Below are 15,408 nucleotides of genomic sequence, written 5' to 3' on the forward strand. Positions count from 1 at the left end.
GAGGGAGAACACCGTGACACTGCTGCAGATCATGCCCGACGACGACGCCCGGACGGTGCTGGAGCGCACCGATCGGCCCGACGAGATCCGCGAGGCCCTCAGCCCACTCAACGTGCAGTTCGAGCAGTGGGAACTCGGTCGGCAGCTGGCCCCGGACGCCTCGTCCGACCACGTTCTCGCCGCCTACCGGCCGGAGGTGGACCGGATCTGCGCCCAGGGCGGGTTCCGGCTCGTCGACGTCGTACGGATGAAGCCCGACGAGACCGACCCGCAGTGGCCGGACAAGGCCCACGCGGCGCGGACGAAGTTCCTCTCGGAACACTCCCACGACGAAGACGAGGTGCGGTTCTTCGTCGAAGGGTCCGGCTGTTTCTACCTGCACGTGGGCGCGAAGGTGTACGCGGTGGTGTGCGAGGCGGGCGACCTGCTCTGGGTGCCGCAGGGCACGTCGCACTGGTTCGACATGGGTGGCCAGCCGGAGTTCACCGCCATCCGGTTCTTCGAGGAGGAGGACGGCTGGATCGGCAACTTCCTGCCGGACAGCATCGCCAGCGGGTTCCCCAGCCTGGACCAGCTGCGCACGGCCCGGCTGCCGTGAGCCGCGCAGTCGTCCTCGACGTGGAGGGCACCACCAGCTCGATCAGCTACGTGCACGACCAGTTGTTCCCGTACGCGTCCCGGGTGTTGGGGTCCTGGGTGGCGACCCACGGCGGCGAGCCGGCGGTCGCCGACGCGCTGCGGTCCGCGGCCAGGATCGCCGACCGGCCGGACGTCGGCCGGGACGAGATCGTCGACATCCTGCGGGACTGGATCCGGCGGGACGCCAAGGTCGCGCCCCTGAAGACCATCCAGGGGCTGATCTGGCAGGACGCCCTCGCCAGTGGCGCGCTCGTGTCACACGTGTACGACGACGTGCCACGGGCCCTCCGGGCCTGGACGGCGCAGGGGTGGACCGTGCACATCTTCTCGTCCGGGTCGGTGGCCGCGCAGCGGGCGTGGTTCCGGCACAGCCCGCACGGCGACCTGCTGCCGTACCTCACCGGGTTCTTCGACCTGGAGAACGGCGGCGCCAAGCGGGAACCGGACTCGTACCGTTCGATCGCCCGGTCGATCGGCACCGACCCGGCCTCGATCGTGTTCCTGTCTGACGTGGCCGCCGAGCTGGACGCGGCCCGGGTGGCGGGCTGGCGCAGCGTCGCGGTCCAGCGGGACGACACGCCGCCGGTGGGCGGCGACCATCCGGTCGTCACCACCTTCGACCAGGTCGACCTGCGGGGCGACCTGACCGGCGGGCCGCTACCGGTGGGCCACGGCCTGCCGGCCGCGCGGTCCGCTGCCGGGGGGCCGCGATGATCCGGGTACCCGCCTGCCCGACCGGCACCGGCTCGGGCACGACGATCTTCACCGAGGTGACCGCGCTGGCGCAGCGGACCGGGGCGGTCAACCTCGGGCAGGGCTTCCCGGACACCGACGGCCCGCCGGCCATGCTGGAGGCGGCCCGGACCGCCATCGCGGCGGGCGCGAACCAGTACCCGCCGCTGGCCGGGCTCCCCGAACTGCGTGAGGCGATCGTCACCCAGCGGGCCCTGCGCTACGGCACCCACTACGACGTGGACACCGAGGTCCTGGTGACGACGGGAGCAACCGAGGCCCTGGCGGCGGCCTTGCTGGCACACTGCGCGCCGGACGACGAGGTCATTGTCTTCGAGCCGTACTACGACTCGTACGCCGCCAGCATCGCCCTAGCGGGGGGTCGGCGACGGGTCGTACCGATGCGTCCCGACGCCACCGGCCGGTTCGGGTTCGACCCCGACGACCTGTCGGCCGCGGTCTCACACCGCTCCCGGGTACTGCTGCTGAACAGTCCACACAACCCCACCGGCACCGTGTTCGACGCCGAGGAACTGGCCGCCATCGCCGACTGCTGCCGGCGCAACGACCTAGTCGCCGTCACCGACGAGGTCTACGAGTATCTGACCTACGACGGTGCCGTGCACACCCCGCTCGCCACCCTGCCGGGGATGCGGGAACGGACGCTGTCCATCTCGTCGGCGGGGAAGACGTTCAGCGCCACCGGCTGGAAGGTCGGCTGGGTGTGTGGTCCAGCCCATCTGGTCGAGCCGGTGCGGCGGGTCAAGCAGTACCTGACCTTCGCCTCGGGCACCGCCTTCCAGGTCGCGGTGGCGCAGGCACTCGGAACCCAGCAGCCCTGGGTGCGGGCGCAGGCTGCGCGGTTGCAGACCAACCGGGACCGGTTGCGGGCCAGTCTGGTGGCCACCGGTCTGACCCCGTACGTATGCCAGGGAACGTACTTCCTACAGGCCGACATCCGAGCCCTCGGCACGGCGGACGGCATCCGCTTCTGCCGGGAGTTGCCGCACCGGGCCGGGGTCGCCGCGATCCCCAGCGCCGTGTTCTACGACGACCCCGCCGACGGGTTGCCGATCGTCCGCTTCGTGTTCTGCAAGAAGCCGGAGGTATTGGACGAGGCGGCGCGCAGACTGGCCGGCCTCACGACCCCGTACCACCAGGAGGCAGTATGACCACGCAGGCACGACCCGACGTCGGGATCATCGGCGGCACCGGGTTCTACGCGCTGCTCGCGGAGAGCGAACAGATCACGGTCGACACCCCGTTCGGCCCACCGAGCGGTCCGGTGACGGTGGGCGAGGTGGGCGGCAGGACGGTCGCCTTCCTCGCCCGGCACGGCGCCGACCACCGCTTCCCCCCACACACGATCAACTATCGTGCCAACATCTGGGCGCTGCGCGCCGCCGGGGTACGTCAGGTCCTCGCGCCCTGTGCCGTCGGCTCGCTCCTGCCCGAACTGGGGCCGGGCAGCCTGGTGGTGCCGGACCAGATCGTGGACCGTACCTCCGGGCGGCACCGGACCTACTACGACTCGGGGGCGGTACACGTCTCGTTCGCCGATCCGTACTGCCCCGTCGGTCGGGAGACCGTGCTGAAGACCGCCCGTGAGTACGGCAGCCCGGTGACCGACGGAGGGACCACCGTGGTGATCGACGGACCGCGCTTCTCCAGCCGGGCCGAATCGCGGTGGTACGCCCGGCAGGGGTGGTCGCTGGTCAACATGACCGGCCAGCCCGAGGCGACCCTGGCCCGGGAACTCGCCCTGTGCTACACCTCCATCGCCCTGGTGACCGACCTGGACGCCGGCCTCGCCCCCGGTGACGAGGTCCAGCAGCAGAACGTCTTCCAGGTCTTCGCCGAGAACGTCGAACGGTTGCGGGCCCTCCTGCTCCGGGTGGTCGACGCGCTGCCCCGGACGCCCGCCTGCCGCTGCGGTGCGACGCTGGAGGGCATCGATCTCCCGTTCGAGCCGGCCTGAGCGGGGGACCGGTGTCCGACCTGCTGGCCCGTCTGGAACGGCTGCCGTTCTCCCGACCACACCTGACCCTGCTCGCCATGGGGGGCCTCGGGCTCACCTTCGACGGCCTCGACGTCGCCACCGTCGCCTTCGTCCTGCCCTCGATCACCGAGGAGTGGCAGCTCAGCAGCGGCCAGACCGGTCTGGTGGGAAGTTCCACGCTCATCGGCTTCTTCTTCGGTGCCCTCGGCGCCGGCATCATCGCCGACCGGATCGGCCGGCGTCGGGTGATGATGTGGGCGCTGGCCGTGTTCTGCCTGGCCACCCTGGTCGCGGCGGTCTCTCCCAACTGGGAGTTCTTCTTCCTGGCCCGGTTGGTCGCCGGCATCGGCACCGGGGCCGAGTCGGCGATCATCCCGGCTTTCCTCTCCGAGTTCGTCCCCGGACGACTCCGTGGCCGGTTCATCGGTGCGCTCGCCGGCTTCTTCTCCTTCGGGTACGTCGGTGCCGCCCTGCTGGCCCGGTGGATCGTCCCGATGGGGCCGGAGGGATGGCGGGTGCTCCACGTGGTCGCGGCTGTGCCCATCATCCTGTTGCTGTGGTGGCGTCGGTCCGTGCCGGAGTCACCCCGTTTCCTGCTCGCCCAGGGGCGGACCGACGAGGCCCGCGCCGTGGTCGAGGCGATCGAACGGCAGGCAGCGCGGTCGGCCGCCATCCGGCCGCCCTCCCCGGCCGCCCCGACACCCACCGTCGCCCCGGCCGACCCTCCACCGGATACCGCGCCGTCCCGGCGGCTCGGCATCAGCGGGCTGTGGCGGCGGGACCTGGCCGGCCGTACCGCCGTCCTGTGGGTCCTCTGGGTGGTGATCACGTTCTCGTTCTACGGCTTCTTCACCTTCATGCCGACCCTGCTGCACGCGAACGGGCTCACCATCGCGAAGAGCTTCACTTACTCGATCGTGATCTACCTGGCCCAGATCCCCGGCTACTACTCTGCCGCCGCGCTCAATGACCTGCTGGACCGCAAGTGGACGATCGCGCTGTACCTCGGCGGCGGTTCGGTGGCCGCGTACCTGCTGTCCGGGTCGGACATCTCCGCGCAGGTGATGATCTTCGGCGGACTGCTCTCCTTCTTCATGAACGGGGTCTACGCCGCGATCTACGCGTACACCCCCGAGCTGTACCCGACCGAAGTCCGGGCGCGGGGCATGGGCACCGCGTCGGCGGTCGGCCGCATCGGCGGGATCTCCGCGCCGATCCTGATCGGGACGACCTATCCGGTCATCGGCTTCGACGGTGTCTTCCTGATCACCACGGGAGCGCTCGCCGTCGGTGTGGTGGTGGTCCTGGTCTTCGGTGTGTCCACCAGCGGGCGGGCGCTGGAGGAGATCAGCGACGGCCGGTCGGCGACCGTACCCGCGCCGGACGGGCCGGCACCGGTGGTCCCCGGCCCCCAGACCGTGACCGGTGCACCCGGCCCCGTCCCTGTCGCTGTCGGCAAAGAAGGAAGGAGTCCACGTGTCGGCCCGAGATGACCGCAAGACCTGGCTGTTGGTCAACGCGACCGTGCTGGACCCGGTCGCCGGCACCCTGACACCGGACCGTCGCGTCCTGGTCGTCGACGGACTGATCACCGAGGTGGGCGGCGCCGAGGTGCGGCACGGGAAGGCGCCGGTGGTGGACCTGGAGGGGGCCACCCTGATGCCCGGACTCATCGACGGCCACGTGCACGTCACGGCGGCCACGGCCGACCTGTCCGCGCTGCCGGACCTGTCGCACTACTACGTGGGGGCCCACGCGTCCCGGGCGCTGCACGACATGCTGATGCGCGGCTTCACGACGGTCCGTGACTGCGGCGGCGCGGACCATGGCCTCGCTGACGCCATCGCCGACGGCCTCGTCACCGGGCCCCGGCTGTTCTTCGCCGGTAAGGCGCTCTCCCAGACCGGGGGCCACGGCGACGTACGACGCCCCGGCCGCAACGTCGGGACCGTCCCGTACTGCTGCCCCGACTTCGGTCGGGTGTGCGACGGCGTCGCGGAGTGCCGCCGCGCGGCCCGCGACGAACTCCGCAAGGGGGCGCACCACATCAAGATCATGCTGGGTGGCGGGGTCACCTCGCCGACCGACCGGATCGAGGCCACCCAGTTCGCACTGGACGAGATCACCGCCATTGTGGCCGAGGCCAGCGCGGCGGGGCGGTACGTCGCCGGCCACGCGTACACGGCGGAGGCGATCAACCGAGGGCTGGAGTGCGGGGTACGGAGCATCGAACACGGCAACCTGCTCGACGACAGCAGCGTCGTGCTGTTCCGTGCTACCGGCGCCTATCTGGTCCCCACCCTGGTCACCTACCAGGCCATCGCCCGGGACGGCCGGGCCGCCGGCATACCGGAGCACGTCCACCGCAAGGTGTACGACGTGCTCGACGCGGGCCTGGGGGCGTTGGAGACCGCGCACCGGGGTGGCGTCAACATCGTCTTCGGCACCGACCTGCTGGGTGGGATGCAGCGCCACCAGCTCGACGAGTTCCAGTTGCGGCGGGAGGTGTTGACGCCGCTCGACATCATCCGCTCGGCCACCTCCACCGCCGCCGCGATGCTCGGCGCGGAGGGCACCCTGGGGGTGATCGCCCCGGGTGCATACGCCGACCTGATCGCGACGGACGGCAATCCGCTGGAGCACCTGGGGGTGCTCGCCGAGCCGGCCAAGTACCGCCGGTTGCTCATGGCGGCGGGGCGGTTGCTGGCCGGACCACAGGCCCGCTGAGTAGGGCGGCACTCCACAAGTGACCGAACGGCCGGCAACCATGGCGGGAGCACCCTCAGTCAGCCTCGCGCAAGGGTCGATCGCCTCTTGAACCGCGGCCAGCGCCCCTGACAGATCTGATCGGTGTTCACACAGGCCCACGCCTACCTACCCCACATCGACGTCGCGAGGTGGGGTAGGTGGAAGCGGCGCACGTGCGGCGACGGCGCCAAAGGGCCGCGATTCTACGACTGGGCCGTGGCCTCCCTGCCCGGCACGGTCGACGGATACGGCCATCGGCTGCTGATCCGCCGCAGCATGACCGACCCCACGGACCTGGCCTACTACGCCACCAGATCCAGCGGAGATCATGTGACGACTGAATTGCTCTGGGGCGGTCGCCCGAAACCGACCCGCGGCCCCAAGCCGACCCTGAGCCTCGATCGCATCGCCGACAGCGCGATCACGATCGCCGACGCTGAAGGGCTCGGGTCGGTCACCATGCAGCGGGTCGCCGCCGATCTTGGCTTCACCAAGATGGCCCTCTGTCGATATGTCGCGTGCAGAGCCGAACTCGTGGCTCTCATGGTCGAACGCGCCATCGGTGAGTCGCCCGCCATCGACGCCATCGACTGGCGAGCCGGGCTGAAGCAGTGGTCCCACCAACTGCTCGCGGCGTACCTGCGACACGCGTGGGCGTTGGCGGTTACCGTCGGCCCCCGGCCACTCGGTCCCAACGAACTGGGTTGGATGGAGTGCGCGCTGAGTACCCCGGGCTGACCGGCAGCGAACGCCTTGATCTGATCGCGGTGCTCGCCGGACATGTCCGCTCGATCGCCCAGCAGGCCATGGTAGGTCGGCAACCCGAGGCGGACATCACGGCGCTGATCGGTGAGCAGATCCGCCGTCATGGCGACCGCTTCCCCGCACTGGCGGCGACGATGGCCGCAGCAGCCGTTGACGGCCGCCAAGATCAGGTGTTCGAGTTCGGTCTGGACCGGATCCTCGACGGCCTCGACATCCTGATCAGGCAACGCGGCGGCTGAGCGGCCTTATGTCGGGTGTCTGCTCCGCTCGCGTCTACACCTTCGTAAAGGTCGAGCAACCGGTCAGGTCAGGCAAAGCGGGCCGGAAACACTCGTGCCGGTATCCGAGCGGACCTCGAGGACACGGCAGGTCCGGGACTCCGTCGCGGGTTGCTCCCCCTGCCACGACGGTCCATGCGGGGGAGGTGTTGACGAAGCGCCACGCGGGTGCGACGACGTTCGTCCGGAGGCAACGGGTTCGAGACGCCGGTCAATGGCAGGTTCTGTGCCTTGCCGGCCGGCAGCCGGGCCTGCGCGGTGGTCACCCAGGTGTCGGTGGCGGTCATCGTCTTGGCGAACGTGCAGGCCACGTCCGGGTTCTTGGCGCCCTTGGGGATCACCCATGCCTGACCGTTGACCATCGTCAGCGGCCTGCCCTGGCGGTCGGTGAACGACTTCACGACGAACGGGACGTTCCGGTGAGTTCTTCGCGATCCGGCTGAGGAACCAGTCTTCGAGCGGCCAGACCCCGATCTGGTGCTGCGCGATCGGGTTCCTGGCACCGCACAGGTCGGTGCCAGCGAGGTTGCGACCTTCGAGATGCACCTGACCGCACTGGTGGGCGCACTGCCCGTGCGCTCCCATGCCCCCGGCTGGATTGCCCGAGGCCTCGGCGAGTAGGTATCGGCGACTGGCAGCCCTTCGTTCGTCACAGTGGGCCGGATGCTCGACGGGGTTGTTCGGCCTGGATCAGGGCAGCTCAAACGGCCCGACCTCACGAAGATCGTGCGGCCTCGGCGGTACGTTCAATGCTGCGGTTTCTCTCGCCAGCGACGGACCAGTCGCCTGTCGGTAGCCGGCAAGGTGTGGTGATCTCAGCTCGGCGCCTCGCAATCCGTTGGACAGTCGATGCGCGGGCATTCATGGAGGCTTGCGTATGTGTCTCGGGTCACACCGCTTGGGCTATCCGCCGGGCGGTCGGTGCCGTCCTACTGAGCGTGGGTGATCAGGAAGCGGTGACCGAGGTGCAGCTGGTTCGCCGCTGCGCACGCGGTGAGCATGCCGCTTTCGACGAGTTGTACCGGCGTACGGCGCCGTGGCTGGCGACCCGGTTGCGGCGCCGGTGTTCCGACGACGAGATCGTGGCCGAGGTTCTGCAGGAGACCTTCATGGCGGTGTGGCGGTCGGCGGGGTCGTTCACCGGTTCGGCGCAGAGTGGTGCGACGGGCTGGATCTGGACGATTGCGGCACGCCGGCTGGTGGACGCCTTCCGGCACCGTGCCCGCGCGGCGGAACTTCCGCTTGCGATAGCCGCGGCGCCGGCGCCCGCCGCCGAGGACGAGGTGCTGGCTGGCCGGGTCGATGCGGATCTGCTGCGGGCCTTGCACACCTTGGCTCCGGAGGTCCGGCGTGTGCTGCAGGCGATGGTTCTGGACGGGCTCTCGGTACGCGACACCTCGGCTCTGCTCGGAGTGCCGGAGAGCACAGTGAAGTTGCGCGCCAGAATGGCCCGCATCCGCCTTCGGGAGGCGCTGTCATGAATTCGCACATCGACGACGACCTGCTGGCGCGCTATGCCGGGATCAGTGAGAGCCTGCCGGATGCCGCGGTGTGGGGCGTGGAGGTGCACCTGGACTCCTGTTCCGGCTGCCGTAGTCGGCTCGGCGAGGTCGTTCACCCCGGCACGGCGGCGATGGTCGCCCGCGTCGGTGGAGAGCTCACCGGGTCGTTGCCCGCGATGGTGCCGTACCGGCGGTTCGGGGTGGTGCGCCGGTGGTCGACGTGGTCGTTGCTTCCGCGGTTGATGGTCAGCGTCGGCGCGCTGGTGGCGGCGCTGCTGCTGGAGGTGGTCAATCCGCACTATCCGTCGCCGGTGCTGCTGATTGCCCCGGTCGTGCCGTTGTTCGGTGTCGCGGCGGCGTGCTCACGCCGCGACGATCCGGCGTGGGAGTTGGTCGCCGCCTCCCCTCGGGGAGGTGCTCTGATGGTGCTGCGCCGCACCGTCACGGTGCTTGCGGCGCTTCTGCCGGTTCTCGCGGTGGTCGGCTGGGCCGTCGGGACGTCGGTGGCGTTGTGGCTGCTGCCCTGCCTGACCGTTACCTCGGCCACGATCGCGCTGGGCAGTCTGCTCGGCGTACGAAGGGCTGCCGGTGTCGTCGCCGCTGCCTGGGTCGCCGTGGTGACGGCACCGGCGATGCTGACCCATCAGCTGCCCGACGTGCTGGACGCCGACAAGGCCCCGGTCTGGGCAATGACCGGGCTGGTACTGGCCGCTCTGGCCTGGACCCGCGCTGAGGCATTCCAACGGCTCGCCAGTCGTAACTGATCAACGACCCACCCACTGTTTCCCGCTGCCTGCCAGCGGCTGATGATCCCTGTCCAAGGAGCGATGATGGTACGAAGTTTGTCCGAGTCCGAGTTGAGGCCGACCACGTGGGAACACGCGGTGCAGGCGCACGGCTTGCAGGTCCGGGCGGGCCGGCATCTGGCGGTGACCGGCCTCGACCTGCGCATCGGTGTAGGCGTCCACGGCCTGCTGGGTCCCAACGGCGCCGGGAAGACCACGCTGATGCGCGCGCTGGCCACCGTGCTCAGGCCGGCCGCCGGCAGCCTGAACCTTCTGGGTCGGCCGGCGCACGAGCGTCGAGCCGATCTGCGGCCGATCCGGCGCATGATGGGCTACCTGCCGCAGGAGTTCGGCTACTACCCGAAGTTCACCGTCCACGAGTTCGTCGAGTACACGGCCTGGCTCAAAGAGGTCCCCACGGCCGACATCACCGTGGCCGCCGAACGGGCGATCGCCCGGGTCGGGCTCACCGAGCGGGCCGGCAGCAAGTTGAAACAGTTGTCCGGTGGGATGCTGCGTCGTGCCGGTGTGGCCCAGGCCATCGTCAACGACCCGGCGTTGCTACTGCTTGACGAGCCCACCGTGGGTCTCGACCCGGAGCAGCGGTTGACCTTCCGCGAGCTGCTCCGTGACCTCGGCGCCGACACGTGCGTGCTGGTCTCTACCCACCTGGTCGAGGACGTGGTGGCCTCGTGCACCGATGTGGTCATCGTGCATGCCGGCCGGGTGGTGTGGCAGGGCACGCCTGCGGAACTGGCCGAACGCGGCGGCACCGGTGACCCTGGTGACAGTGCCGCTGAACGCGGCTACGCCGCGGTGATCCGCCAGGCCCGGCGGGAGGCCGGCGCATGATCCGCGCGCTCGCCATCGACCTGCGCCGTAGCGCTGCGGTCGGCGCCGGCCTGATCGTGCTCCTACTCGGCCTCGCCGCGATGTATCTGCTCTTCGGGCCCGATGCGTGGAGCAGCCGATGGTCCCCGCTGGCAACTACGCTACGCACAGCGCTGGCCTTCACCTGGCCGCTCACCCTGGCCGCCGGGGCGTGGCTGACCGACCGCGACCGCCGCGGACGCGTCGGCGAGTTGTTCACCAGCACTGCCCGGCCCGCCTGGCAACGCGCCGCGTCGCCGGCCCTCGCGCTGAGTCTGACCGTCACCGTCGCCTACCTGCTGACCGTGGCTGCATGCCTGCCGCTGGTAGCCGGCTCGGCAACCTACTTCAACCCCGCCGCGATCGCCGTCATCGCCACCGGGCTGCCGCTGCTACTCGCCGCCGGGCTGCTCGGCATGGGCCTGGGCGCCGTCGTACCGTCGCGGTTCACCGCGCCAACTCTGGCCATGGCCGGACTGATCCTGTCCAGCGCCCCCGGCCTGCTGTCCGCCTACTACGTCGCTGGCCGTATCCAGCAGAGCGTTGCTCTGCTGTCGCCGGTGCTCGGCCAGAGCGGCGACTTCCTCATCGTGCCGGCCCGGCTGAGTCTGGCCCAGTCCATCTGGGCGCTCGCCCTGGCCACCACCGGATTCCTGCTGCTGTCGGCCACCCACGTCCGCGCCCGCACGGCTGCCGCTCTACCAGCCGTCTTCGGTGCCGTCACCGCGCTGCTTCTGCTGGCGTCGGCCGGCCCGGCCAACAGCATGGACGCCGTCGACGCCGGTGCCCGAGAACTGGTCTGCGCCGACGGAACACCCCGCGTCTGCGTCCGCCGGGTACACGCCGCCGTCCTCCCCGACACCGTCGCACCGGCCCGCGACGCTCTGCACCGCCTCAGCCGCCTACCGAATCCCCCCACCGCCGTCGAAGAAGGGATCCGAGACATCAGCGGTAACCCCGACGAACAGGACACCCCGTCAGGGCAGACCGTCACCTTCTACCTCGACAGCGGACGGGCCACGGACATCGACGCCGAACAGGTCACGCTGCAACTACTGACCGGTGCGGGGGTCATCAGCTGTGGAGACACCAGCAACTGGGAGACGTACGGCGCCGCCCGGCTCGTCGCCGCGTACTGGCTGCTCGAAACACCGCCACCGGACACCAAACAGAAAGCAGTCGAGGCGTGGCAACGGCTGACCTCACTGCCCGCAGCCGAACAACTGGCACGCATCGCCGCGCTCCGCGACGCTGGCCTCGCCTGCAACGCCGACGCCCAGTGGGACATCCTGATGGATGGCCCCCGATGAAGGGGCTTGCTCACCACCTCCGAGCGCGCCGGATACCCGCTGCCATGATCGGCGCCGCGGCGGTGGTCTGGGGCCTCTGGGCGATCTGGACCGCAATCTCGCCACCCGACATCCTGCCGGCTCCCCTGTCCATGGCCGCCACCGGCTTCGCCGCCATCGCCGCCGGCACCACTCTCACCGGTCCCGACCCCGACCTGGACCGCACCGCCGCACTGCCCTGGCCGACTCGGCGGGCACTGCACCTGACCCTCGCCGCTCTGGTCGTCCTCGGTCTGCTGCTGTCGGTAGCTGGCACGACGCACGGATACGGCGAGCCGGCCGCCCTCGCGCGCAACTGCGCCGGCGCGCTCGGTCTGATCAGTCTCGGCGCCGCCACCCTCGGTAGCGCACGCTCATGGTTCTATCTGGTCCCCTTCATCACCATTCCGCCGTTCGTGCCGATCAGCCGCACCACCGGCGACGGCGTCCTCGGCCAGATTCTCAGCTGGCCCCTGCAGCCAGCCGAATCCACCACAGCCGGCACTACCGCAGCCGTACTACTCGTCCTCGGCGCAGCCGGCTACATCCTGCGAGGATCACGACTGAACACATCAGCACGGACCGCCGGCTGATCTAATCTTGATCTTCAACCTCGGCCGCTATCCGTCGGTGCAGTCCTGTGTGGATTTCGGCGTGCCGTGCTCGACGTGGGACGGCCACCGCTTGATGATCTTCCGGCTCCTGGCAGAACACGAAGATCGAAGGCGGTAGCCGTGGCCACTTTTCCGTCCCTGGTGCCCGGTGGGTGCTCGTGCGACGAGCGTCCCTCACGTCCGGGCCTGTCCGGTGGTATCCCGGTGGGTGCGAGGGCGTTCTGGCGGTAGTGCTTGCGGTGGCCGCAGCGGCCGGATGTGGGGACGGTGGATTCTTGGCTTGGTCGATGCTCGTCCGCCGCGTTGATGTCGGTTACGGTGACTTCGCTCTGCGTCGATTGGTCTCGATCAAGGCGGTCATGCCGCCCGCGCCAATATTGATCGGCGTGGCCGGCATAAGGTTGCGACGAGGACGACATCGGGATGGGGTGTGGATGCGATTCGTCGCCCGGCAGTCGGAGTTGCGCGAGCTCGGCGCGCTCGCGGCGGCCGCGGCGGGCGGGCGCGGAGGTGCGACGCTTATCGTCGGCGAGGCGGGCATCGGCAAGTCGACTCTTGTCCAGGCCGCGGTCGAGTCGCTCGACGGCTGGCGGGTGCTGCGCGCGAGCGGCGTCGAGTTCGAAAGTGAGCTGCCCTACGCGGCGCTGCACCACCTCTGTGCTCCGGTACTGGAATACCGCCGCGAGCTCCCGGCGCCTCAACGGCTCGCACTGGAGACGGTGTTCGGGCTCGGCGCAGGTGCCGCACCGAATCCCATGCTGGTCGGCCTGGCTGTACTGAGCCTTCTGGGCGCTGCGGCGCAGGACGTTGCGGTGTGGTGCGTGCTCGATGACGCGCAGTGGAGTGATGAAGCGTCGCGGCAGGCGCTGGCGTTCGTCGCGCGCCGTGTCGGTGCCGATCGGATCGTGATGGTGTTCGCCGCGCGGGACGTCGCTTCTGTCCCGGAGCTCGATCGTCTTCCTCGGCTCGCCGTTGCCGGGCTTGCGGCCAGCGAAGCCCTTGACCTGCTGCGATTGTCAGCGCTATCCAATCTTGACGGCCCGGTACTGGAACGGATTGTCGCCGAGGCGGGAAGCAATCCGCTCGCGCTGGTGGAGTTCGCTCGGGACGCGGATCCGTTGGGTCTGCCGAACGTGGTGACCGGTGGCGTGCAAGGCGCGTTGGAGGCGCAGTTCACACGTCGGGTCCTGCGGTTGCCGGCGCGGACCCGGTTGGCCTTGGTGCTCGCCGCGGCGGAGCCCTTGGGCGACATCATGCTGCTACGCCGCGCCATGACGGTTCTCGGGCTGGACGCTGCCGATCTCACTCCGGTTGTGGAGGAGGGCCTGGTGGTCGCCGGTCCCCGCTTGTACTTCCGGCATCCATTGGCTCGTTCCGCGGTGTACCGGTCGGCGGATGCCCGGACCCGCCGGCAGGTACACGCGGCGCTGGCCGCGGCGACCAGTGCCGATACGGATGCGGACCGCCGCACGTGGCACCGCGCCAACGCGGTCGCCGTTCCTGACGAGTCGATTGCGGCGGAGTTGGAGCGGTCGGCTGTGCGGGCGCACGCCCGTGGGGGCTTTGCCGCGGCCTCGGCGTTCTTGGAACGCTCCGCTCAGCTGACGCCGGACGCTTCGCGGCGGGCAGGTCGGTTGTTGTCGGCCGCTCGAGCGCGGTTGCAGTCCGGGGCGCCCGAAGCCGCACGGGAACTGGTGAATCAGGCGCGACTCGGCCGGCCAGGAACGGCTGACCGCGCTGAGCTGTGCCTCCTGGATGCGATGATCGACTACCACGTGTCCCGCAGTATCCCGGCGACGCTCGCACTTGCCGACGCGGCCGAGGGTCTCGATCCCGATCGAGCCCGCGAAATCTACCTGGAGGCGTTCGCCTCCCTGATGTTCAGCATCGATGAGCCTGGCCGGCTGCGCCGTCTCGCCCTACGCATCCAGGAGCGGGTACCGCGACGGCGTCCGCCCCGCGCCGTTGATCTTCTACTTGACGCCCTGCTTGCCCAGAACCTGCTGCCCGTCGACGAGGCGGCGCCCGCGATGCGCCGCGCGGTCGAGGCGTTTCTGGATCAGACCCGGGGGGCCGATGCGAATCCGTGGTGGATGGAGCGCGCCTGCGTGCTGAGCGCCGACCTCTGCGACGAGGTCGCGATGGAGCAGTTGACCGACCGTCAGGTCGAACTTGCCCGGGCACAGGGAGCCTATGCGATTCTGCCGCATGCGCTGCGTTTTCAGGCGGCCGCCAGGGTCATGGTCGGCCGGATCGATGATGCGGCCGCCAGCATCATCGAGGCACGCGCGGTCGACGAGGCGGCGGGCACGACCAATCTCCTCGGCTCGGACCTGACACTCGCCGCCTGGCGTGGTGACACTGGACGGTTCCGCGAGGTTCGGGAGGCGCTGCGCGACTGGGCCGGTGTGGAGTTCACCGCCGTCTTCTACGCGACCGGCGTGCTGCACAACGGGCTCGGCGGCTACGAGGACGCGCTCGACGCGTTGCTGGTCGCGCGAGACCGGCAGCAGCAGGGTTCGTACGTCGTCTCCGCGTTTCACAGTGAACTGGTCGAGGCCGCCGTGCGTGCCCGTCGGCCGGAGGAGGGCAAGCTCTCCGCCGCGTGGCTTGAGGATCTCGCGCGCGCCAGCCCCACCTCGTGGGCGGTCGGCGCGCACCTGCTCGCGCGGGCGCTGCTCGAACCGGGCCTGGGCGCTCACGAGCTGTACGTTGGCGCGATCGGCCGGTTCGCCCACACCCGGGTGCGTGGGCACTACGCGCGGGCTCGCCTGCTGCACGGGGAGTGGCTACGCAGTGTGGGCCGTCGTGCCGAGGCGCGGGTGGAGCTGCGTGCCGCGCACGAGTTGCTGAAGACGGTCGGCGCGCGGGCCTTCGCCGACCGGGCCGTGCGGGAGCTGGCGGCCATCGGCGAGCATCCGGGTGTGGGCGAGACCGACCCGCTCAACGCACTGACGGAGCGGGAGCTGCTTGTCGCTCGCAGGGTCGCGTCCGGGGCGGGCACCAAGGAGGTGGCCGCGCTGCTGTTCGTCAGTCCTCGCACGGTCGATGCCCACCTGCGCAACATCTATCGAAAGCTGGGGATAACGTCGCGACGCCAGCTCCGGGAGCTTCAGCTGTAGCGGAGACGGCTGGCCCCGCGACCGGG

The 15,408-nt window shown here is 70.0% G+C and carries 15 protein-coding genes; 14 read left to right on the plus strand and 1 reads right to left on the minus strand.

Translation table 11 applies throughout. The annotated features are described in order from the left end of the window. Positions 1 to 13 precede the first annotated feature (13 nt). The 8 genes from GA0070216_RS27985 (at position 14) to GA0070216_RS36255 (ending at position 7,122) form a co-directional block, all read left to right on the plus strand. Entirely contained in the window at positions 14 to 598 is a 585-nt protein-coding gene (locus GA0070216_RS27985; RefSeq protein WP_218108292.1) for a 1,2-dihydroxy-3-keto-5-methylthiopentene dioxygenase, read from the plus strand. Then, positions 595 to 1,353, plus strand: coding sequence for an acireductone synthase (gene mtnC / locus GA0070216_RS27990; RefSeq protein WP_091252309.1), 759 nt, complete (start codon positions 595 to 597; stop codon positions 1,351 to 1,353). The genes GA0070216_RS27985 and mtnC overlap by 4 nt, the downstream gene beginning before the upstream one ends. After that, positions 1,350 to 2,543: a pyridoxal phosphate-dependent aminotransferase gene (locus GA0070216_RS27995; protein ID WP_091252311.1), complete on the plus strand. Its 1,194-nt coding sequence runs from the start codon at positions 1,350 to 1,352 to the stop codon at positions 2,541 to 2,543. The genes mtnC and GA0070216_RS27995 overlap by 4 nt, the downstream gene beginning before the upstream one ends. Then, positions 2,540 to 3,349, plus strand: coding sequence for an S-methyl-5'-thioadenosine phosphorylase (locus tag GA0070216_RS28000; RefSeq protein ID WP_091252313.1), 810 nt, complete (start codon positions 2,540 to 2,542; stop codon positions 3,347 to 3,349). Before GA0070216_RS27995 ends, GA0070216_RS28000 begins: the two co-directional genes overlap by 4 nt. Before the next feature lie 11 nt (positions 3,350 to 3,360). Then, entirely contained in the window at positions 3,361 to 4,863 is a 1,503-nt protein-coding gene (locus GA0070216_RS28005) for an MFS transporter (protein WP_218108293.1), read from the plus strand. Then, positions 4,847 to 6,097 carry a metal-dependent hydrolase family protein gene (locus GA0070216_RS28010; protein ID WP_091252315.1) on the plus strand — a complete coding sequence of 417 codons (1,251 nt, stop codon included), beginning with the start codon at positions 4,847 to 4,849 and terminating at the stop codon, positions 6,095 to 6,097. Before GA0070216_RS28005 ends, GA0070216_RS28010 begins: the two co-directional genes overlap by 17 nt. Positions 6,098 to 6,334: 237 nt before the next feature. Continuing rightward, positions 6,335 to 6,856, plus strand: coding sequence for a TetR/AcrR family transcriptional regulator (locus GA0070216_RS36700; RefSeq protein WP_425413204.1), 522 nt, complete (start codon positions 6,335 to 6,337; stop codon positions 6,854 to 6,856). Then, the gene (locus GA0070216_RS36255; protein WP_281190472.1) at positions 6,832 to 7,122 is read left to right on the plus strand and encodes a TetR/AcrR family transcriptional regulator C-terminal domain-containing protein; all 291 of its coding nucleotides are present in this window, start codon (positions 6,832 to 6,834) and stop codon (positions 7,120 to 7,122) included. Before GA0070216_RS36700 ends, GA0070216_RS36255 begins: the two co-directional genes overlap by 25 nt. Positions 7,123 to 7,190: 68 nt before the next feature. Here GA0070216_RS36255 and GA0070216_RS34075 read toward each other — a convergent pair whose 3' ends face one another. Then, complete coding sequence (locus GA0070216_RS34075) at positions 7,191 to 7,562, minus strand: hypothetical protein (RefSeq protein WP_141723219.1); 372 nt, start codon at positions 7,560 to 7,562, stop codon at positions 7,191 to 7,193. Between the two features lie 537 nt (positions 7,563 to 8,099). Between GA0070216_RS34075 and GA0070216_RS28025 the strand changes: the two genes are divergently transcribed. From GA0070216_RS28025 to GA0070216_RS28050, 6 genes are all read left to right on the plus strand, one after another. Then, the gene (locus GA0070216_RS28025; protein WP_245722773.1) at positions 8,100 to 8,642 is read left to right on the plus strand and encodes an RNA polymerase sigma factor; all 543 of its coding nucleotides are present in this window, start codon (positions 8,100 to 8,102) and stop codon (positions 8,640 to 8,642) included. After that, a complete protein-coding gene (locus GA0070216_RS28030; RefSeq protein WP_091252322.1) occupies positions 8,639 to 9,427 on the plus strand; it encodes a cupin domain-containing protein in 789 nt (262 codons plus the stop codon). Before GA0070216_RS28025 ends, GA0070216_RS28030 begins: the two co-directional genes overlap by 4 nt. Before the next feature lie 66 nt (positions 9,428 to 9,493). After that, entirely contained in the window at positions 9,494 to 10,300 is an 807-nt protein-coding gene (locus GA0070216_RS28035; protein ID WP_091252429.1) for an ABC transporter ATP-binding protein, read from the plus strand. After that, positions 10,297 to 11,628 (plus strand): hypothetical protein, encoded by a 1,332-nt coding sequence (locus GA0070216_RS28040; RefSeq protein ID WP_091252324.1) that lies wholly within the window; start codon positions 10,297 to 10,299, stop codon positions 11,626 to 11,628. Before GA0070216_RS28035 ends, GA0070216_RS28040 begins: the two co-directional genes overlap by 4 nt. Positions 11,629 to 11,672: 44 nt before the next feature. Further along, positions 11,673 to 12,239 (plus strand): hypothetical protein, encoded by a 567-nt coding sequence (locus GA0070216_RS28045; protein WP_091252326.1) that lies wholly within the window; start codon positions 11,673 to 11,675, stop codon positions 12,237 to 12,239. 308 nt (positions 12,240 to 12,547) lie between these two features. After that, a complete protein-coding gene (locus tag GA0070216_RS28050; protein ID WP_091252328.1) occupies positions 12,548 to 15,382 on the plus strand; it encodes an ATP-binding protein in 2,835 nt (944 codons plus the stop codon). Positions 15,383 to 15,408 lie beyond the last annotated feature (26 nt).

The sequence above is a fragment of the Micromonospora matsumotoense genome (genome assembly GCF_900091525.1).
GTDB lineage: Bacteria > Actinomycetota > Actinomycetes > Mycobacteriales > Micromonosporaceae > Micromonospora > Micromonospora matsumotoensis.

What these genes read in the sequence shown, in the direction of transcription:
- GA0070216_RS27995 (WP_091252311.1), top strand. Translation starts at nt 1,350, where the DNA reads ATGATCCGGGTACCCGCCTGCCCGACCGGCACCGGCTCGGGCACGACG.
- GA0070216_RS28000 (WP_091252313.1), top strand. Translation starts at nt 2,540, where the DNA reads ATGACCACGCAGGCACGACCCGACGTCGGGATCATCGGCGGCACCGGG.
- GA0070216_RS28030 (WP_091252322.1), top strand. Translation starts at nt 8,639, where the DNA reads ATGAATTCGCACATCGACGACGACCTGCTGGCGCGCTATGCCGGGATC.
- GA0070216_RS28035 (WP_091252429.1), top strand. Translation starts at nt 9,494, where the DNA reads ATGGTACGAAGTTTGTCCGAGTCCGAGTTGAGGCCGACCACGTGGGAA.
- GA0070216_RS28040 (WP_091252324.1), top strand. Translation starts at nt 10,297, where the DNA reads ATGATCCGCGCGCTCGCCATCGACCTGCGCCGTAGCGCTGCGGTCGGC.
- GA0070216_RS28045 (WP_091252326.1), top strand. Translation starts at nt 11,673, where the DNA reads ATGATCGGCGCCGCGGCGGTGGTCTGGGGCCTCTGGGCGATCTGGACC.
- GA0070216_RS28050 (WP_091252328.1), top strand. Translation starts at nt 12,548, where the DNA reads ATGCTCGTCCGCCGCGTTGATGTCGGTTACGGTGACTTCGCTCTGCGT.